The organism is Streptomyces sp. AM8-1-1, assembly GCF_032229325.1.
GTDB classification, from domain to species: domain Bacteria; phylum Actinomycetota; class Actinomycetes; order Streptomycetales; family Streptomycetaceae; genus Streptomyces; species Streptomyces achmelvichensis.
Window position 1 is genome coordinate 6,552,248 of record NZ_CP135086.1, and the last position, 18,993, is coordinate 6,571,240.

Below are 18,993 nucleotides of genomic sequence, written 5' to 3' on the forward strand. Positions count from 1 at the left end.
CTGCCGCACAGCGCGCGGAAGCCCGGCAACGGGCCCAGCAGGGGCCGGGAAGCCCCCGCTGCCCTCCAGGGGCTCACGACGCCCCGTGACGCGGCTCATGCGACCCGTACGGCCGCGGAGTTGCCGTACGGCACCGAGACGCACGCCATGAACTTGTCAGGCCCAGAAGTGCCCACGGAAAAGGCCCCGACCGGATCGGTCGGGGCCTTCGCCGTGTTCGACGAGCGGTGGTCCGGCAGGCGGATCAGCCGCCCGTGGCGGGCCGAGAGGTGGGCGGACGCCGGCTGCCCGAAGGTGTCACCGGTGTCCGCTCGGAACGCATGCTGTGCGAGTGCGGTCGCTGGGTGTGGGTGAGCTGGGTACCCGGCCTGCTCGTGGGGGCCGACGGGCCGCCCACCGCGGCGACCGGTTCGCGGTCCGCACCGTCCTGCCGGCCTCCACCGCGCTGGGGGTGTATCCCCGGCCGCGGGCCACCGGCCGCCACCGGCAGCGAGGGGGCGAGACGGCGACGCGCGCGCCACTGCTCGCGGAGGTCGAGGATGAAGGCCTCCGCACGGCCGATCAGCGGCTCGCACCAGGGCAGCGCGAGCAGGATCAGCAGTCCGGCGGCCCAGCCGAGCAGGACATCGCTCAGCCAGTGCGTACCGAGGTACACGGTGGTCAGGCCGACACCGAGCGAGACGGTGGCGGAGAGCGCCGACAGATAGCGGCGGGCCCGCGGAGTCGTGGCCAGATACGCCAGAATTCCCCAGGTCACGACCGCGTTGGCGGTGTGGCCGGAAGGAAATATATCGCCGCCCGCGAAGAGCTCGGGGGATCCGATCTCTGTCGCGTAGTGAGGGCCGAGCCGGCCGAGTCCGATCTTGACGGCGCCCACCGTCACATTGAGCAGCAACAGCGAGACGCCCAGGGCGAGGAGGGGCCGCAGCGTGTGCTGGCGCCAGGAGCGCCAGCCCAGCCAGGCAGCGACCATCACGGCCGTGGGGCCGCGTTGGCCGAGGACCACGAAGTAGTCGAGAAAGGCGTGCAGCTCGGGCCACTGCTGGTAGGGCCGGAACAGCATGACTTTCCAGTCGATGATCACCAGCCAGCTCGACGCCAACACGGCGACGACGATGGCGAGATAGAACGCAGACGTCCCGCCGAAGAGGGCGAGACGGATGCGGCTCATCCGCGGGATCTCTATCTTCGGCGGTTCCGGCTCCCGGTCCAGGCGGGCGAAGATGTCGGTACGCACCCAATCGACGTTACAGCGAGTGAGTGCGCGACTAGGCCGATCCAGCGTCTTTGTGATGACGATGTGATGTGGAGTATGTCTCAGACTCCGGCTTTATTCCTGGCCAATTCGGAAATCCCGGAGGTCACCCACGCTATTGCTCGGGAGGGCGTGTCGCGGCCTCATTCCGCCGGGCAAATTCTCGTTCATGACCTGCCCGTACGGATTTTTCCCCTCGTTCGGAAGAGGCCATGATCCATTTCCTCCGGGGCTGCCGGGCGTGGCGTACGCCACACGTCCACGGCCGAAGTGGTGAGAGATGGACCACGCGCCACCGGCCTGAACTCGCGTACGCTGACGGCTCACTCGCCTCGATGCCGGACCGCCTTGAGGGATCACCCCGTCCCCGGCTGGCCCGCCGAACGCGAGGGACTCACTGGGAGGTAGTACATGTCCGGGACGATCACGGCCGTGGCACGCCTGCGTGCCGCCGCCGGCGGTGCCAACCGCTGGGTCGTCCTCGTCGTCCTCTGCCTCAGCCTGCTGCTCGTCGCGCTGGACGCGACCGTGCTGCACGTCGCGGTGCCCGCCGTCACGGAGGATCTGCGCCCGAGCGGCGTGGAACTGCTGTGGATCGTCGACGCCTATCCCCTCATCTGCGCCGCACTGCTGATCCTCTTCGGCACCCTCGGCGACCGCATCGGCCGCCGCAGAGTGCTCCTGCTCGGTTACGCGATCTTCGGCATCGCGTCCGCCGTCGCCGCCTTCGCCGCCACCCCGGACATACTCATCGCCGCACGCGCCCTGCTGGGTGTCGGCGGCGCGATGATCATGCCCGCGACGCTCTCGATACTCCGTGCCGTCTTCCCCGACCGGCGGGAACGGGCGATGGCGATCGGCATATGGACCGCGGTCGCCGCGGTCGGCGCCGCCACCGGGCCGGTCCTCGGCGGCTTCCTCGTCGAGCACTTCTGGTGGGGCTCGGTCTTCCTGATCAACATCCCGCTGATGGCGCTGATCCTGCCCATCGGCCGGCTGCTGCTGCCGGAGTCCCGGGGGAACACGGACGGCCCGTGGGACGTGCTGGGTGCCCTGCTCGCCGCCGCCGGAGTGCTCGGCGTCGTCCTCGGGGTGAAGCGGCTCGGTGTCGGGCACGGCCTGCTCGACGCCCGGACGGTCGGTCCACTGCTGATCGGCGCGGTGCTGCTGGTGCTCTTCGTCCGGCGGCAGCGGCGGCGCGAGCACCCGCTCATAGACATCCGGATGTTCGCCCGCGCCACTTTCTCCACCTCCGTCGGCTGCATCGTGCTGGCCATGCTGGCGCTGGTCGGCCTGGAGCTGATAGCCGTCCAGTACCTCCAGCTGATCCTCGGGCTCAGCCCGCTGGAGACCGGGCTGCGACTGCTGCCGCTCACCTTCGCGGCGATGGCCGCGGGCGCGACGGGCTCGTCCACCCTGCGCCGCATCGGCCCGCGCGCGATGGTCGGCTGGGGCTTCGTGCTCACCGCCGCGGCCGTCCTGCTGCTGGTGATGATGGGACAGCACGACCGGCCCTGGCTGCTCACCACCGGATTCGTGCTGCTCGGCTTCGGCCTGCAGACCACGCTCTTCGCGGCCTACGAGTCGATGCTCAGCGAGGCGCCGCAGGAGCACGCGGGCGGGGCTGCCGCGATCGGGGAGACGTCCTACCAGCTGGGCGCGGGCATGGGCATCGCGCTGCTCGGCAGCATCATGAACGCGGCGTACGCGCCCGCGTTCAGCTCGCTGCCCGGGGTGCCGGCGTCCGCGAGCAATGCCGCCTCCCATTCGCTGGGCGAGGCGTACCAGGTGTCCGACCGGCTCGGCGGGGGCGCGGGGGAGACACTGCGCGAGACCGCGCGGCACGCGTTCGTGGACGGTCTGCATGTCACGCTGCTGGTGAGCGCCGGTCTGCTGCTGCTGGGCGCGCTGGCGGCGCTCAAGCTGCCTCGGGTCATGGACTGCTCGACGGCCGAGCAGTGTCCGCGCCCCCGGCGGCCGGACGTGTCGATCCCGGCGAGCCGTGAGCCCGTCGAGGCGACCGGGTCTGGACGCGCGGCACACTGAGTCGTACCGTCGGGCGGAGCTGGTAACTAACACTGCTAGTTTTCTTCATCCGCTCTGTCAGCGCTGCCGGAGGCCCTGAATGTCCGCACCCGCGAAGCCGCGTTTCGATGCCGGCGATCCGCTCGGCATCGACGATCTGCTCGACCCCGAGGACCTCGCGGTCCGCGACACCGTCCGCAGCTGGGCCTCCGATCGGGTCATGCCGTACATCGCCGACTGGTACGAGCGCGGCGAGCTGCCCGGCATCCGGGAGCTGGCACGTGAGCTCGGCTCCATCGGCGCGCTCGGCATGTCGCTGAAGGGCTACGGCTGCGCGGGAGCCAGTGCGGTCCAGTACGGCCTCGCCTGCCTCGAACTGGAAGCGGCGGACTCCGGCATCCGCTCCCTGGTCTCCGTGCAGGGCTCACTCGCCATGTACGCGATCCACCGCTTCGGCTCCGAGGAGCAGAAGCAGCGCTGGCTGCCCGGTATGGCGGCCGGCGAGATCATCGGCTGCTTCGGCCTGACCGAGCCCGACCACGGCTCCGACCCGGCGGGCATGCGCACCTACGCCAAGCGCGACGGCTCGGACTGGGTGCTCACCGGCCGCAAGATGTGGATCACCAACGGCTCGGTGGCCGGTGTCGCCGTCGTCTGGGCGCAGACCGACGACGGCATCCGCGGTTTCGCCGTGCCGACGGACGCCCCCGGATTCTCCGCCCCGGAGATCAAGCACAAGTGGTCGCTGCGGGCGAGCGTGACCAGCGAGCTGGTCCTCGACGAGGTGCGGCTGCCCGCCGACGCGGTCCTGCCGGAGGTCACCGGTCTGAAGGGCCCGCTGAGCTGTCTGACCCACGCGCGGTACGGAATCGTCTGGGGCTCCATGGGCGCCGCCCGCGCGAGCTTCGAGTCGGCGCTCCAGTACTCGCGTACGCGTGAGCAGTTCGGCCGCCCCATCGGCGGTTTCCAGCTCACCCAGGCCAAGCTCGCGGACATGGCCGTCGAGCTGCACAAGGGCATCCTGCTCGCCCACCATCTGGGGCGGCGCATGGACGCGGGAACGCTGCGCCCCGAGCAGGTCAGCTTCGGCAAGCTCAACAACGTGCGCGAGGCGATCGAGATCTGCCGCACCTCGCGCACCATCCTCGGTGCGAACGGGATCTCCCTGGAGTACCCGGTGATGCGGCACGCGACGAATCTCGAATCGGTGCTCACCTACGAGGGCACCGTCGAGATGCACCAGCTCGTGCTGGGCAAGGCGCTCACCGGCCTCGACGCCTTCCGGTGAGCCGGGACCTCGGGTCCCCGGACGCCGGTCGGGCCTGCCGGCCGGCGAACGCCTCGCTCAGCTCTGGTTGAAGAAGCCGTCCTGCGAGCGGCCCGGGGCCTCTCCGCTGACGACCTGGGTGTCCGACGGGCTCAGCAGGAAGACCCGGGTCGCCACGCGCTCGATGGAGCCGCGCAGGCCGAAGGTCAGTCCGGCGGCGAAGTCCACCACGCGCTTGGCGTCCGAGGGCTCCATGGACGTCAGGTTGACGATGACCGGGACACCGTCCCGGAACAGCTCACCGATACCGCGGGCGTCCCGGAAGCTGGAGGGCGACACCGTGGCGATCCGGCGTCCCTCTTCCTGGGCGGACTCGGAGGCGACGCGCACCCGCGGGTCGGTGACCCAGGCGTTCTCACCCGTCTCCGCACCCTCGGCGTACTCGTCGTCGTAGTAACGCTCGTCGCTGTCCTCGACGAGTCCCAGCCAGGCGCTCGCCTTGCGCACAGATCCCATGGACGCCTCCTTCCACTGCAGTCCGCTCACTGCGGTCTTCCGTCTTCCCTATCCCTATGGTCGTCCATAATGCGGATCGCGCGCCAAGTGGATAGTCGCCGCGCGAGGGATTCGTGACGGTACTGGCACAGAAGATGTGGCGATTCGTCAAGATTCCTCCTGTGTACGGGGCATGTTCGGCCCAAAATATGAAGTTCGGGCCAGATGGGTGACGTCGGGGACGTACGGGTGAACGGATCGCTCGATACGATGCGTGCCGCACTGTCGAACGGCTCTCGGGGGAACGTCGTGTTCGGAATCGTCAGGCCATGCAGCCACCGTCTCGGGGACGGGCTCAAGGCCGAGTGGATGGCCCATCTCTGCGGTCTGTGCCTGGCACTTCGTGCCGACCACGGCCAGTTCGCCAGGGTCGTGACCAACTACGACGGCCTGATCGTCTCGGTTCTGACGGAGGCTCAGGCCGAGCGCACTCCCGCGACCCGGCGCACGGCGGGCCCCTGCCCGCTGCGCGCGATGCGCACCGCATCCGTGGCCAAGGGCGAGGGCGCACGCCTCGCGGCCGCCGTCTCGCTGGTCCTCGCCTCCGCCAAGGTGCGCGACCACGTCGCCGACCGGGACGGGATGTTGGCCCGCAGGCCGGTGGCCGCCGCCGCGCGCCGGGTCGCCACCGGCTGGGACCGGGCAGGCGCGCGTACCGGCGCGGCGCTCGGCTTCGACACCGCGGTCCTGGTCGACGCGGTCGACCGGCAGACGGGGATCGAGGCGCTCGCCGGCCCCGGAACCCCGCTGCTCACGGTCACCGAGCCGACGGAGACGGCGACGGCCGCCGCCTTCGCGCACACCGCGGTACTCGCCGGACGCCCGGAGAACGTGGCCCCGCTCGCCGAGGCCGGGCGCCTCTTCGGACGCCTCGCGCATCTGCTGGATGCCGTCGAGGACAGGGAAGCTGACGCGGCGTCGGGTGCCTGGAACCCGCTCACCGCGACCGGCACCTCGCTCGCCGAGGCCCGCCGCCTCGCCGACGACGCGGTCCACGGCGTACGGCTCGCGCTGGCCGACGCCCGCTTCACGGACGACAAGCTGGTGCATGTGCTGCTCGCCCACGAGCTGCGGACGTCGGTGAACCGGACCTTCGGTACGACGACCTGTTCGCACCAGGGGCACGGCACACCGCAGGGCCCGCAGAACCCCTACCAGGGCGGCGGTCAGGGCCCGTACGGCAACAACCCCTACGGCGGGAATCCTTACGGCGGCGGGAATCCGGGCGGCCCGGGCCACCCCGGCGGCCCCGGCGGTCCGCCGCGGTTCGGCGGCGAACCGACCCCGCCCAAGCGGCGCGGTCTCCTCGCCGGCTGCGCGGTCTTCACCGGACTCTTCTGCACCTGTCAGATCTGCTGCGCCAAGGAGTACGAGGGGCCCTGGTCGCGCAAGAAGCGTGAGGGCTGCTGCCGTGACTGCGACTGTGACTGCTGCGACTGCTGCAGCTGTGACTGCTGAGGGCGCGACCTCCGCGCGGAGCGCGACGGCTCCGCAGGGGTGCACGGCCGCACGGGCTCGGTCCCGCACTCCCGTACGGGGCTTCCGAGCCGGTGTGAAAGGTTGACGGCATGAGCACGGACGCACAGCAAGCGGGTCAGGACGGGAACGAGCCGCAGAACTGGCAGAAGTGGCACGAACAGCGCGTCGGTTCCGTCTCCGCGCCGTACGGACCGCTCTCGCTCACCGGCACGCACTGGCTGGGCGACCACCCGGACGGGCGACTTCCGGCCGTCCCGGGAAGCTGGGTGCCGGACGGCGACGGGGTGGTGCTCGCCGCCGGACCCGAGGACGTTCTGACCGTCGACGGCAAGCCCTTCACCGGCTCGATCCGTCTCACCGCCGACCACGCGCCCGTCCCCGAGTCCCGGGTCGCGCACGGCCGGCGGCGGCTGGTCGTGCTGCGCCGCGAAGGGCTCTGGGCGGTACGTGACTTCGATCCGGACTCACCGGCGCGCCGGGCGTTCGAGGGCATCGAGGCGACGGCGTACGACCCTCGCTGGGCCGTGCCGGGGACCTTCCGGGCCTACCCGGAAAGCCGCAGTGTGCGGGTGGAGAACGCCGACGGGCGGGAGCGCGGTCTCGGCCTCGGTGGCGAGATCACGTTCCCCCTCGACGGCGTGGAGCACTCCCTGCGGGTGGCGGTCGAGCAGGACGGTTCGCTGTGGGCCGTGTTCGCCGACGCGACCAGCGGGAACGGTAGCTACCGCTTCCGCTTCCTGCGGCCGCCCGCGCCCGCGGCGGACGGCACGGTGACCGTCGACTTCAACCGCTCGCAGCTGCCCCCGTGCGCCTTCGCCGACCACTTCATCTGCCCCTTCCCGCCGCCGGGGAACACGCTCGCGGTGGAGATTGCCGCGGGGGAACGGAACCTCCGCGACCGCTGACCCGTCCTACCGGCCGGACGCATGTGCCGCAGCCCCGGAGGCGCCCCAGCCGCGGGGCCATGAGTCGTGTGTGCCCGCAGCGGCCGAAAGGCGCCCTTGCGCCGACAGTTGACGGCCCGAATACTCCCGAACAGCGCTTGTCAGGAGCACGGTATGTCCGTTAGTCGGACGGTGCTTCATGGCTGCGCCTCACGGGCCCCGAACCCCACTACGGGAGCCCCCGATTCCCCTCGGGAGGAACGACAAGTGAGGATCAAGCGCACCACCCCCCGCAGTGCCACGGCGAGACGTACCCGCCTTCTCGCCGTCTCCACCGGTCTGGTCGCCGCCGCAGCAATGGCCGTCCCCGCGGCCAACGCCGACCAGTCCCAGACGTTCAGCGCAGCCGAGCTCACCTCCGCGAGCGACGCCGTCCTCGCAGCGGATGTGGCCGGCACCGCCTGGAACATCGACCCTGCGACGAAGAGCCTCGTCGTCACGGCCGACAGCACCGTCTCCCAGGCCGAGATAGCGAAGATCAAGAAGGCCGCCGGAAGCAACGCCGACGCCCTCCGTATCGAGCGCACCCCCGGTGTCTTCTCCAAGCTGCTCGCCGGCGGCGACGCGATCTATGCCTCCAGCTGGCGCTGCTCCGCGGGCTTCAACGTCCGCAGCGGCAACACCTACTACTTCGTGACCGCCGGTCACTGCACCGACGGCGCGGGCACCTGGTACACCAACTCCGCCCGCACCACCACCATCGGCCCCACGGCCGGATCCAGCTTCCCCGGGAACGACTACGGCCTGGTGCGCTACTCCAACACCTCGCTCGCCCACCCGGGCACCGTCGGCAGCGTCGACATCACCAGTGCCGCGAACGCCACGGTCGGCATGTCGGTGACCCGCCGAGGCTCCACCACGGGCACCCACAGCGGCAGCGTCACCGGTCTCAACGCCACGGTGAACTACGGCGGCGGCGATGTCGTCTACGGCATGATCCGCACCAACGTCTGTGCCGAGCCCGGCGACAGCGGCGGCCCGCTCTACTCCGGCAGCAGGGCCATCGGCCTGACCTCCGGCGGCAGCGGCAACTGCTCATCCGGCGGTACGACCTTCTTCCAGCCGGTCACCGAGGCGCTCAGCGCCTACGGAGTCAGCGTCTACTGACGCGCGGCGACTGAACCGTCCGGGTCGAGCCCTCGTCCGTATGAAGGACGGGGGCTCGACGCGGCTCTGTCATCTGAGACGATGTCAGGGCGTCGGGCGCGGGAGATACGGGGGTCGCGTGGCAGTGAAACGCATCGGAGTGACCGGCCACCGAGACATTCCCGCCGAGGCCCGGGACCACGTGCGCGCGGTGATGCGCGCCGCGCTCTGCGGACACGACGGCTCGATGGAGGCGCTCTCCAGTCTCGCCGTCGGCGCCGACCAGCTCTTCGCGGACATCGCCCTCGACTGCGGCGCCGAACTGACCGTGGTCATCCCGAGCGGCGACTACGCGGACGGCTTCACCGACCCCGGCGAACTGGCCCGTTTCCAGCAGCTCCGCGGCCGCGCCGCGCGCGAGATCCAGCTCGCCTTCCCGCACTCGACGGACGAGGCCTATTACGCCGCCGGCGCCTACATCGCCGACAACTGCGACCGTTTGCTCGCCGTCTGGGACGGCTGTCCGGCCCGAGGTCTCGGGGGCACGGCGGACATCGTCAGCTACGCCCGTGACCGGGGAAAGCCGGTGACCGTCATCTGGCGCGAGGGCCTGCGGCGCAGCTGATGACGCCGAGGCCCCCGGTGCTTCATCGACGGCGGCTCAACTCCCGTGCCGTACCAGCCAGTCCGTGTGCTGGGGCGACACGATGCGTTCCGTCTCGTACACCGCGGACGGCCATTGGGCGTCGGTGACCGAGGTCTCCATCGCCGTGTGCATCGTGGCCAGGTCCTCCTCGACCAACGAGTGGGCGGCGATGAGGGGTTGATGGCGGCGGATCTCGCTCCAGGCGAGACAGGCCGCCGCGGCCGCCGACAACAGACCGCCCACGTTGACCGACACGGCGAGTGAGAAGGTGTGCAGCAGCGCGAAGAACAGGGCCAGCAGGGTGAGCAGTCCGATCGACGCCGACCACAGCCGGGTCGCACGGCGGGAGATCTCGGCGCTGCGGTGGTACCAGTTGCGTTGCTCGATCAACCGGTCCCGGACGTAGGTCTCCTTGCGTACGCTGTAGGGCTTGGCGCGGAGCCGTCGCATGGCAGGCGTGATGAGTTCGGCCGCCGCGAGGTCGCTCCCGCCCGTGCGCGGGTCCTCCCAGCCCACCTTCACCAGTTCCCGTAACCCCTCCTCCAGCCGGGCGACGAACAGCTCGTCGGCGTCGGTGGCCCGGGCGTCGAACGGGGTGCCGTGCACGGAGTACCGCCAACACACCGATTTGATGAACTCGGCCGCGGAACGGTTGAGTTGCCACTGCGACTTTGCTCGACGGCGTGAGGAACGGTAACCGAGCACGAGAACCCCCATGTACGCCAACGCGCTGAGTGCGCCGGGGAGTTGAAACGTGTCGCCGAGCTTCAGGGACGACGGCAGCGTCGCCACGGCGGCTCCCACGACCAGGAGCAGCAGCTGGTAGCGGGTGGAGCCGACCGCCTCACGTTGCCTCGATATGGCTATGGCATCCGAATGATGGAAGAGATCGGGCAGATCGGTGTTACGGAACACCATGCTGTGCAGTGGGCCGGTAAACCCGGTCATACGCCCCCCTGTCTGCAGTTTTGCCTTCACTCTTTAGACGGAATCGCTCGTTCCGCCCTCTGCTGCGAGAATGTGATGCAACTCTTCTCTTCCGCGACCACAGCTTGAGTTGCTGAGGGTCGCCATGAGAGTAAAGTCGTGCCGCCGGCACTGCAATGGTGCGTGGTATCTGCGCTGTACACAACACAAGGACGGCCCCCATGACGATGCAGACCTCGCGGTCATTCGCTGCTGCGAAGAAGAACCGCATCCCGTTGGCCCAGATCGATGTCCGTGGTGGGGATGCCGCCAGGAAGCTGGCGAGGGTCATGCCGGCCGCCGCTGACCGTACCGTGCGTATCTCTTCCTTCAACTCCGCGCTCTAGACTGGCGGAATGACTGGACCCCTGGTCCCATTCCGCGAGATCGTATTGAAGGTCCACAGCAGATGTGATCTTGCATGTGACCACTGTTATATCTACGAACACGCTGATCAGAGCTGGCGTACCCGCCCCAAGGCAATCTCTGACGAAGCCATTTCCTGGACAGCTCTGCGACTGGCCGAGCATGCCAAGAGTCATGCCCTGCCCTCCGTGTCAGTGATCCTGCACGGAGGGGAGCCTCTGCTCGCGGGCCCCGAACGACTGCGACGCATCTGCGAGGAGCTCACCGCCGCCCTCGACTCCGTCGCCTCTCTCGATCTGCGGATCCACACCAACGGCCTCCAGCTCAGCCACCGGTATCTCGACCTCTTCGACGCGTACGACGTCAAGGTGGGTATCTCCCTCGACGGCGACCGTGTCGCGAACGACCGCCACCGCCGCTTCGCGGACGGGCGAACCAGTCATCCCCTGGTCCTGCGGGCCGTCGATCTCCTCCGCGAAGAGCGTTACCGCCACCTCTACCTCGGTCTGCTGTGCACCGTCGATGTGTCCAACGACCCGGTCGCCGTCTACGACGCCCTCGCCGAGCTCGAACCCCCGCGCATCGACTTCCTCCTGCCGCACGCCACCTGGAACGACCCGCCGGCCCGCCCCGACGGATCGCCCACCGCCTACGCCGAGTGGCTGCTGAGGATCTACGACCGCTGGGACGGACAGGGCCGGAAGGTTCCCGTACGGCTCTTCGAGTCGGTGTTCTCCACCCTCGCCGGCGGCCCCAGCCTCACCGAGTCACTGGGCCTGGCCCCCACCGACCTCGTGGTCGTCGAGACCGACGGCACCCTGGAACAGGTCGACTCGCTCAAGAGCGCCTACGACGGCGCGGCGGCCACTGGATTCGACGTCTTCTCGCACGCGTTCGACGATGTCGCCGCCCACCCCGGCGTCCGGGCACGCCAGCTGGGCCTGGCCGGAGTGAGCGACACGTGCCGCCGGTGCCCGGTCGTCCGCTCCTGCGGCGGCGGCCTCTACACCCACCGCTACAGCTCGCGGAACGACTTCGACAACACCTCCGTGTACTGCGCCGACCTCGAAGCGCTCATCCGCGGTATCGAGCAGCGCGCCGGCGCCGGGGCCGTGCCGGCCGCGGTCACCGAGCCGGGCGCGCTGATGGCCGAGCACCAGGACGTGACGCGCACGCTTCTCGCCGAGCTCAACGAGGAGCTGGGCGGCCGCGGGGGCGAGGCCTGGGCCGAGGCATGGGAGTTGACCTGCGCTCTGGAGGACCGGGGCGACCTGCTCGACGAGGTCTTCGGCCACCCGTACACCTACACCTGGCTCCAGGACACACTGTCCGCCCTGCGCGAGGAACGGCCGGGGGCACTCGCGCTCGCCCTGCGGCTCCCGTCGTACCTCGCCGCCGCACTCGTCACCGGGCGGGACGCCACACCGGTCCGGCTCTCGCACGAAGGCGGCAGACTCCGGCTGCCCACCCTCGGTGAATTACGGCTGCGCGGCACGGCGGACGACGGCAGCGCCGAGGTGCGGGCCGTCGAGGAGGGCTTCCTGGTCGCCGTCGACGGCGGGCAGTCGCGGCTTGTCCGCCTCGATGGCCTGCACGGTGAGGGAAGCGACTGGCGGCCCGTGCGCACGCTCGGCGGCGACGGGGTCCCGCTCCTGCGGCTGGACGACATCGACCCGTACCGCGACTGCTTCGGCGCACCCGTGCACGGGCGGCTCGACGCCCGCGCGACGGCCGTCTGGGACGAGCGGCTGACCGAGGCCTGGGCCGTGCTGGCCGATGCCGCGCCGCAGCAGGCCGCGGAGGCCGGCGAGTGTCTGAGCACGCTCACCCCGCTCCTCTCCGGCGAGGCGTCGCTGCGGGCGCACGGCTTCGGAGCGCTCGGCCTCGCCCTGCCGGAGACGGCCGGGGGACTGGCGGTCGCGCTGCTGCGCGGCTTCCGCCGGGCGAAACTGCACGCGCTTGTGGAGGTCACCGATCTCCATGCACAGGACGGCTGGTGGAGCCATCCCGCGCCCTGGCAGGACGAGGAGGTCCCGGTGTCCGAGCTGCTCGCGGGCGCGTACGAGAGGGTGGGCCTCGCCCCCTTCGACCCCGAGGGGGCAGATCAGGCCATGCGCGCCCTCACCACCCTGGAGAGCGCACCGGAGCTCACGGTGAGCGGGCACCGGCTCCTCGACGAGCTGCGCAAGGAGTGCGGCCGTGGCTGATGCGGGGGAACGGTCCTTCCTGACCCGTGCGGTGCGTGAGCTGGGCGTGGAGCAGGGCATGACGCTCCTGGTGCACGCCTCGCTGCACGCCACGGGCCTGCATGCCGAGGCGCTGCGGGACGCACTGCTGGAGGCCCTGGGGGAGGACGGCACACTGGTGGTGCCCGCGTTCACCGCCGGGAACTCCGACACATCGCCCGCGTACCGCGCCCGGGTGCGGGGCATGACACCCGAGCAGTCGGCAGCCTTACGGGCGGACATGCCGGCCTTCGACCCGGTCCATACGCCGGCCCAGGGGATGGGCCGGTTGGCCGAGGCGGTGCGGACCGCCGAAGGGGCCGTCCGCAGCTCCCATCCGCAGACCTCTTTCGCGGCCGTGGGGCGGCGTGCCGCGGAATTGCTCGCCGGACATCCGCTGACCTCGCACCTCGGTGAGGACTCACCCCTCGGCGCGCTCTATCGCGCGGGGGCGCACGTTGTGATGATCAATGTGGATTTCGCCGTGTGCACTTCGTTCCATCTCGCCGAATACCGGACCGGAGCACCTCTGCGCACCTACCGTTGTGTGGTGCAGCGTCCGGGTGGGGGTAAGGAATGGACGGAGTACACGGACGTCGAACTGGACGACAGTGATTTCGACGCGATCGGTGCCGCCTTCACCTGGGGTATGGAACAGAAAGGACAACTGGGCGGAAGACCTGCGCGGTTGTTCTCGATCAAGGACGCGGTCGACCACGCAGTGAGCTGGATGACCGAAAAGCGCTGTTGATTGACTGAACGTCCGGGGGATGGAGTGTGTCGGGCTCCGGAATGATTAATCAGTTCGCATCTCTCAGCGATGCCGGCAGTGGATGCGGGCGTTCACACAGGACGGGGGTCGTGTGTCGGAATCAGGGCAACGGGCGGCTGACCATCGGCCGTACTTCTTTCTGAGTTACGCGCATACGCCGCGGTACGGGGCAGGCGGCCCGGACCCCGACATGTGGGTGGAACGGCTCTTCCGTGACCTCTGCGGTCATGTCATGGCGATGACGGATCTGCCCGCCGGCGCTCCCGCGGGCTTCATGGACCGGGAGATCCGGTCCGGAGAGGGCTGGTCCGAGCGGCTCGGTGAGGTGCTCGCCACCTGCCGGGTGTTCGTGCCGCTGTTCTCGCCGCGGTACTTCGCCAGCGAGATGTGCGGCAAGGAGTGGTACGCCTTCGCCCAACGGGCCATCTACCACCAGGCCAAGAGCAACCGCTCCGCCGAGGCGATCGTGCCCGCGCTGTGGGTGCCGATGCCGCCGGAGCAACTCCCCGGCCCCGCCGAGCGGTTGCAGTTCAATCACCGCGCCTTCGGCGACCGCTATGTCACCGACGGCCTCTACGGTCTGATCAAGCTGCGGATATTCGCCGAGGAGTACGAGGCGGCCGTCTACGAACTGGCCAAACGGATCGTCAGTGTCGCCGACACTACGCGCGTCGGTTCCGGCAGCCCCGTCGACTACCGGCACGCACCCAGCGCGTTCGGCAAACCCACCGGCGGCCCCCGTCCGATGCATCTGACGGTCGCCGCGCCCACGAGCCACGATCTGCCCGAGGGCCGGGCCCCCGACTACTACGGCAAACAGTCGCAGGACTGGAACCCCTACCACCCGGACTCCGCCCGACCGCTGGCGTACATGGCCCAGGACCTGGTGCGCTCCCTCAACTACCAGGCCACCGTCTCGTCGTTCGACCACGAGACGCCACCGGACATCAGCCTGCCGCCCACCCGGCCGGAGATACTCCTGGTCGACCGCTGGGCGCTGGAGGACGACGAAAGGTGCGGGCGGCTCGCTGCCTTCGACGCCCAGCCGCGGCCCTGGGTGAGCGTCGTCGTGCCGTGGAACCGCGAGGACCCGCAGAGCCGGATATCCGAAGCCGCGCTCGTCGAGAAGCTGGAGCGCACGATGCCGCACCAGATGCAGCAGGGCCGGGCCGCCTGCCGGGCGGCCGCCCGGGGTGTGTTCAGCATGGAGGCGTTCGGGCAGATCCTGCCGCAGGTCGTCGAATCGGCCGCCCAGGAGTATCTGCGGCACGCCGCGGTCTATCCACCCGCCCAGCCGCCCGGATCGGGACGCACCGAACGGGTCAGACTCCGCGGGCCCATGGCCGAGCACGGCACCACCCAGTACGCCCCGAAGACGCGTGGAATCGTTCCCGATGCGGAGGACACGGATGACAGCCAGTCGTGACGGGCGCATCGTCACCTTCTATTCCTACAAAGGAGGTACGGGCCGCACGATGGCCCTGGCCAACACGGCCTGGATTCTCGCCGCGAACGGCAAGCGGGTGCTCGCCGTCGACTGGGACCTGGAGGCACCGGGCCTGCACCGGTTCTTCCACCCGTTCCTCGACCCCTCCACGCTCGGCGCCACCACCGGTGTGATCGACCTGATCACCGAGTACGCCTGGGCCGCGATAACCCCTGACACCGGCCGCCGTGACGACTGGCACACGGACTACGCCCGGATCCAGCCGCACGCCGTCTCGCTCACCCCCGAGAGCCTCGGCTGGGAGTTCCCGGACGGCGGCACGCTCGACTTCGTCTCCGCCGGCAAGCAGAACCGCGAGTACTCGGCGACCGTCTCCACCTTCGACTGGGACAACTTCTACGACCGGCTCGGCGGCGGCCTGTTCTTCGACGCGCTGCGCGAGGACATGAAGGCCAACTACGACTACGTCCTCATCGACAGCCGTACCGGCCTCAGCGACATCGCCGACATCTGCACCGTCCATCTGCCCGACGTACTCGTCGACTGCTTCACCCTCAGCGACCAGTCCATCGACGGCGCTGCCTCGGTGGCCCGGCAGATCGACGAGCGGTACGGCGGCCGGGGCATCAAGATCTACCCGGTCCCGATGCGCATCGACGAGGGCGAGAAGGAGAAGGCGGACGCCGGACGCGCGCTCGCCCGGCTGAAGTTCGACCGCTTCCCCACCGGGCTGAACAGCGAGGAGTCCACCGCCTACTGGGGCGCGGTGGAGATCCCGTACCGGCCGTACTACGCGTACGAGGAGACGCTGGCCACCTTCGGCGACGAGGCGGGGCTCACCAACTCCCTGCTGTCCGCGTTCGAACGGCTCACCACCGTCATCACCGAGCAGCAGATCACCTCGATGCCCACGGTCGGCGAGGACGTCAGACTCCGCATCAGGGACGCCTTCACCCGGCGCCGGCCCGCCCTGCCCGCCGACCTCTTCCTCAGCTATGTCGCCGAGAACCGGATGTGGGCGGACTGGGTCGAGTACCGGCTCACCCGCGCCGGGTTCCGGGTCGTGCCGCGTGACGTCTCGGCCGAGCGCGACCCGGCCACCGACGACACGCACCCCGCCGAACAGGCCGCGCGCACCGTGGTCCTGCTGTCCAGCGCGTATCTGAAGTCCGCGCGGGCGGTGGAGGTCTGGCAGCGGTCCGCGGCCGAGGACCCCGGCGGCGGCCGGCACCATCTGCTGCCGGTCCGCGTGGGCGATGTGCGGCTCACCACGCCGTACATCGACCGCAACCCCGTGGACCTCTTCCGGCTCGACGAAGTGAACGCGACCAACGCCCTGTTGCGCGCACTCGACCGCCCCGTCCAGCTCCCCGACAGCGGATCGCCGGGCCCGCGCTTCCCCGGCACCGTCCCGAAGATCTGGAACGCCCCGCCGCGCAACCCCGGATTCACCGGACGCTCCGTGGTGCTGGAGCGGATGCGCGACCAGCTCGGCGGCGGCATGGCGGTGGCGGCCGTGCTGCCGCAGCCGCAGACGCTGTACGGACTCGGCGGCGTCGGCAAGACACAGGTGGCCCTCGAATACGTCCACCGCTTCATGGCCGACTACGACCTGGTCTGGTGGATCTCCGCCGAACAGAGCGACGACGTGATCGCCGGCCTCGCCGAACTCGCCGTACGGCTCGGCGCGCAGGGCGGCGAGGACATGGCGGCCGCCTCGCAGGAGGCCATCGACCTGCTGCGGCGCGGCGTGCCCTCGTCCCGCTGGCTGCTCGTCTTCGACAACGCCGACGACCCCGAGCAGCTCAAGCGGTTCTTTCCGCCGCAGGGGCCCGGGCACATCCTCGTCACTTCCAGGAACCAGACCTGGTCGCAGTACGGCGACGCGCTGCCCGTCGACGTCTTCCTGCGCGAGGAGTCCATCGAGCACCTCCAGCGGCGCGCCCGCGGACTGGGCATCGAGGAGGCCGACCAGGTCGCGACCGCGGTCGGTGACCTGCCGCTCGCCGTCGAGCAGGCCGCGGCCTGGATCGCGGAGACCGCCACCCCGGTCAGCGCCTATCTGGAACAGCTCAGGGAGCAGGCCGCGAGCGTGCTCGCGCTCAATCAGCCCGCCGGATACCCCGAGCCGGTCGCCGCGACCTGGAACGTCTCCATCGAGCGGCTCAAGGAGCGCTCACCGGCGGCGGTCCGTCTCCTCCAGCTCTGCGCCTTCTTCGCACCCGAGCCGATCTCCGCGAACCTCCTCTACAGCAAGGAGATGATCGACGCGCTCAAGCCGTACGACTCCTCCCTCCAGGAGAAGCTGGTGCTCGGCCGGGTCATCCGGGAGATCGGCCGGTTCGCGCTGGCCAAGGTCGACCAGGTCTCCAACAGCATCCAGGTGCACCGGCTGGTCCAGGCCGTCATCCGGGCACAGCTGACGGAGGAGGAGCAGCAGGACGCCCGGCACGCCGTCCACCGGGTCCTCGCGGGAGCCCGGCCCGACGACGACGAGCCGATCGACAACCCCGAGACTTGGGCGCGGTTCGCCACCATCTGGCCCCACCTCGGCCCCTCGGAGGCCCGGTACTGCAAGGAGCCGGAGACCCGCCGGCTGATCATCGACCGCGTGCGCTACCTCTGGAAGCGCGGCGACTGGATGACCGCCGCGACACTCGCGAACGACGTACGCGAGACCTGGCGCGACATGCTGGGCAACGACGACCTCCAGTACCTCTACCTCCGCTTCCACCTCTCCAACATCTATCGCTCCCAGGGGCGTTACGTGGAGGCCAAGGAGCTCGACGAGGTGACCCTGGAGCGACAGCAGGCCGTGCTCGGCGAGTCCCATCCGCACACCTACATGACCACCAGCGGCCTCGCGATGGACCTCGGCACCCTGGGCCAGTACGGCAGGGCCATGGAGCTGGCGACCGAGGCGCACGAGGGATTCAGCCAGATCTTCCACGAGTCCCACCCGCGGACGCTCGCGGCCGCCAACAACCTTGCGCTGAACCTGCGCATGGTCGGCCAGTACTCCCGCGCCCGTGAGATCGACCAGGAGGTCTTCGACCGGCGCACCGAGGTGCTCGGCCCGGAACACCCGTACACCCTGTCCTCGGCCATGAACCTGGCCCGGGACCTGCGGGAGATCGGCCGTTACGAGGACTCGGTCACGCTTCTCAGCCGGACCTACGAGCTGTACAAGGAGCAGCTGGGCCGGACCTTCCCGGGCACCCTGGCTGCTGCCAAGTCTCTTGCGGTGTCGCTGCGCAGGGCCGGCCGTCTCGAGGACGCGCGGCGGCTGACCACGGCCACCCGCAACCGCTACCGCGCCCGGTACACCTCCGCCAACCCGGACTCGCTGGCCTGCGACCTGAACCTGGCGGCCGACCTGTTCGCCGCGGGGGAGCCCGTCGCGGCCAGGGATCTGGCGCAGGAGGTCGTCGACCAGTACCGGAAGGCGCCGGGGGAGAGGCACCCGTACACCCTCGCCGCCATCAACAACCTGGGCATCTTCCAGTGGGGCTGCGGCGATCCGGAGTCCGCGGAGCAGTTGCTGCTCAAGGTGACGAGGACGATGAGGGAGGTGCTGGGAGAGAGCCACCCGCACGCTCTCTACAGCACGATCAACCTCGCGAACGCGCTGGCGGACCTGGGCGGTCTGGAAGAGGCCCTGGAGATCGAACAGCGGACCGTGGCCCGGCTGCGGGACGTCCTGGGCGCCCACCATCCGGAGGTGCTGGGCGTCGCCTCCAACCTGGCGGTCACCCTCGGGATGCTCGGCCGCAAGGACGAGGCGATGCAGCTGCGGTCCGAGACGGTGGCGGAGCTCCAGAGGCTGCTGGGCGAGGATCACGCGCTGACGCGGATCGCGCGGGACGAACGCCGGGTGCACCGCGACCTGGAGCCGCTCGCCGTGTGAGCCGGTCCTCGTGCACCGGCAGGGCGAACTCTTCGCCCTGCCGGTGCACGAGC

General features: G+C 70.0%; 14 protein-coding genes. 11 read left to right on the forward strand and 3 right to left on the reverse strand.

What is annotated here, in order from left to right; translation table 11 throughout:
• Nucleotides 1–244 precede the first annotated feature (244 nt).
• The gene (locus tag RPQ07_RS29230) at nt 245–1,237 is read right to left on the reverse strand and encodes a phosphatase PAP2 family protein (RefSeq protein ID WP_313947203.1); all 993 of its coding nucleotides are present in this window, start codon (nt 1,235–1,237) and stop codon (nt 245–247) included.
• Nucleotides 1,238–1,666: 429 nt separating this feature from the next.
• Here RPQ07_RS29230 and RPQ07_RS29235 point away from each other — a divergent pair, with 429 nt between their 5' ends.
• Together RPQ07_RS29235 and RPQ07_RS29240 are read left to right on the forward strand one after the other, a co-directional pair.
• Nucleotides 1,667–3,301 carry an MFS transporter gene (locus tag RPQ07_RS29235; protein ID WP_313947204.1) on the forward strand — a complete coding sequence of 545 codons (1,635 nt, stop codon included), beginning with the start codon at nt 1,667–1,669 and terminating at the stop codon, nt 3,299–3,301.
• 79 nt (nt 3,302–3,380) lie between these two features.
• Nucleotides 3,381–4,568, forward strand: coding sequence for an acyl-CoA dehydrogenase family protein (locus tag RPQ07_RS29240; protein ID WP_313947205.1), 1,188 nt, complete (start codon nt 3,381–3,383; stop codon nt 4,566–4,568).
• 57 nt (nt 4,569–4,625) lie between these two features.
• Here RPQ07_RS29240 and RPQ07_RS29245 read toward each other — a convergent pair whose 3' ends face one another.
• Nucleotides 4,626–5,063 carry a cell division protein SepF gene (locus tag RPQ07_RS29245; protein ID WP_313947206.1) on the reverse strand — a complete coding sequence of 146 codons (438 nt, stop codon included), beginning with the start codon at nt 5,061–5,063 and terminating at the stop codon, nt 4,626–4,628.
• A gap of 288 nt (nt 5,064–5,351) precedes the next feature.
• On the opposite strand from RPQ07_RS29245, the gene RPQ07_RS29250 reads away from it, so the two are divergent.
• The 4 genes from RPQ07_RS29250 (at nt 5,352) to RPQ07_RS29265 (ending at nt 9,236) form a co-directional block, all read left to right on the forward strand.
• Nucleotides 5,352–6,560 carry a DUF5685 family protein gene (locus RPQ07_RS29250; RefSeq protein ID WP_313947207.1) on the forward strand — a complete coding sequence of 403 codons (1,209 nt, stop codon included), beginning with the start codon at nt 5,352–5,354 and terminating at the stop codon, nt 6,558–6,560.
• Between the two features lie 110 nt (nt 6,561–6,670).
• The gene (locus RPQ07_RS29255; RefSeq protein ID WP_313947208.1) at nt 6,671–7,486 is read left to right on the forward strand and encodes a DUF1684 domain-containing protein; all 816 of its coding nucleotides are present in this window, start codon (nt 6,671–6,673) and stop codon (nt 7,484–7,486) included.
• 246 nt (nt 7,487–7,732) lie between these two features.
• Nucleotides 7,733–8,632, forward strand: coding sequence for a S1 family peptidase (locus RPQ07_RS29260; protein WP_313947209.1), 900 nt, complete (start codon nt 7,733–7,735; stop codon nt 8,630–8,632).
• A gap of 124 nt (nt 8,633–8,756) precedes the next feature.
• Nucleotides 8,757–9,236 (forward strand): hypothetical protein, encoded by a 480-nt coding sequence (locus RPQ07_RS29265; protein ID WP_313949068.1) that lies wholly within the window; start codon nt 8,757–8,759, stop codon nt 9,234–9,236.
• Between the two features lie 36 nt (nt 9,237–9,272).
• On the opposite strand, the gene RPQ07_RS29270 is transcribed toward RPQ07_RS29265, so the two are convergent.
• Entirely contained in the window at nt 9,273–10,175 is a 903-nt protein-coding gene (locus tag RPQ07_RS29270; protein ID WP_313947210.1) for a DUF4231 domain-containing protein, read from the reverse strand.
• A gap of 230 nt (nt 10,176–10,405) precedes the next feature.
• On the opposite strand from RPQ07_RS29270, the gene fxsA reads away from it, so the two are divergent.
• The 5 genes from fxsA to fxsT all read left to right on the forward strand — a co-directional run bounded on the left by fxsA (nt 10,406) and on the right by fxsT (nt 18,940).
• Nucleotides 10,406–10,570: an FxSxx-COOH cyclophane-containing RiPP peptide gene (fxsA, locus tag RPQ07_RS29275; RefSeq protein ID WP_313947211.1), complete on the forward strand. Its 165-nt coding sequence runs from the start codon at nt 10,406–10,408 to the stop codon at nt 10,568–10,570.
• Between the two features lie 9 nt (nt 10,571–10,579).
• Entirely contained in the window at nt 10,580–12,796 is a 2,217-nt protein-coding gene (gene fxsBH, locus RPQ07_RS29280; protein ID WP_313947212.1) for a radical SAM/SPASM protein FxsBH, inactivated beta-hydroxylase extension form, read from the forward strand.
• Nucleotides 12,797–12,854: 58 nt separating this feature from the next.
• Complete coding sequence (locus RPQ07_RS29285; RefSeq protein ID WP_391845296.1) at nt 12,855–13,565, forward strand: aminoglycoside N(3)-acetyltransferase; 711 nt, start codon at nt 12,855–12,857, stop codon at nt 13,563–13,565.
• An 82-nt stretch (nt 13,566–13,647) separates the two neighbouring features.
• Nucleotides 13,648–15,012: a TIR-like protein FxsC gene (locus RPQ07_RS29290; protein WP_313947214.1), complete on the forward strand. Its 1,365-nt coding sequence runs from the start codon at nt 13,648–13,650 to the stop codon at nt 15,010–15,012.
• Nucleotides 14,996–18,940, forward strand: coding sequence for an FxSxx-COOH system tetratricopeptide repeat protein (gene fxsT, locus RPQ07_RS29295; protein WP_313947215.1), 3,945 nt, complete (start codon nt 14,996–14,998; stop codon nt 18,938–18,940). Before RPQ07_RS29290 ends, fxsT begins: the two co-directional genes overlap by 17 nt.
• Nucleotides 18,941–18,993 lie beyond the last annotated feature (53 nt).

Coding starts and splice junctions, on each gene's coding strand:
- RPQ07_RS29255 (WP_313947208.1), top strand. CDS start 6,671: ATGAGCACGGACGCACAGCAAGCGGGTCAGGACGGGAACGAGCCGCAG.
- fxsA (WP_313947211.1), top strand. CDS start 10,406: ATGACGATGCAGACCTCGCGGTCATTCGCTGCTGCGAAGAAGAACCGC.
- fxsBH (WP_313947212.1), top strand. CDS start 10,580: ATGACTGGACCCCTGGTCCCATTCCGCGAGATCGTATTGAAGGTCCAC.
- RPQ07_RS29285 (WP_391845296.1), top strand. CDS start 12,855: ATGACGCTCCTGGTGCACGCCTCGCTGCACGCCACGGGCCTGCATGCC.
- fxsT (WP_313947215.1), top strand. CDS start 14,996: ATGACAGCCAGTCGTGACGGGCGCATCGTCACCTTCTATTCCTACAAA.
- RPQ07_RS29240 (WP_313947205.1), top strand. CDS start 3,381: ATGTCCGCACCCGCGAAGCCGCGTTTCGATGCCGGCGATCCGCTCGGC.
- RPQ07_RS29245 (WP_313947206.1), bottom strand. CDS start 5,063: ATGGGATCTGTGCGCAAGGCGAGCGCCTGGCTGGGACTCGTCGAGGAC.
- RPQ07_RS29290 (WP_313947214.1), top strand. CDS start 13,648: ATGCGGGCGTTCACACAGGACGGGGGTCGTGTGTCGGAATCAGGGCAA.
- RPQ07_RS29270 (WP_313947210.1), bottom strand. CDS start 10,175: ATGGTGTTCCGTAACACCGATCTGCCCGATCTCTTCCATCATTCGGAT.
- RPQ07_RS29235 (WP_313947204.1), top strand. CDS start 1,667: ATGTCCGGGACGATCACGGCCGTGGCACGCCTGCGTGCCGCCGCCGGC.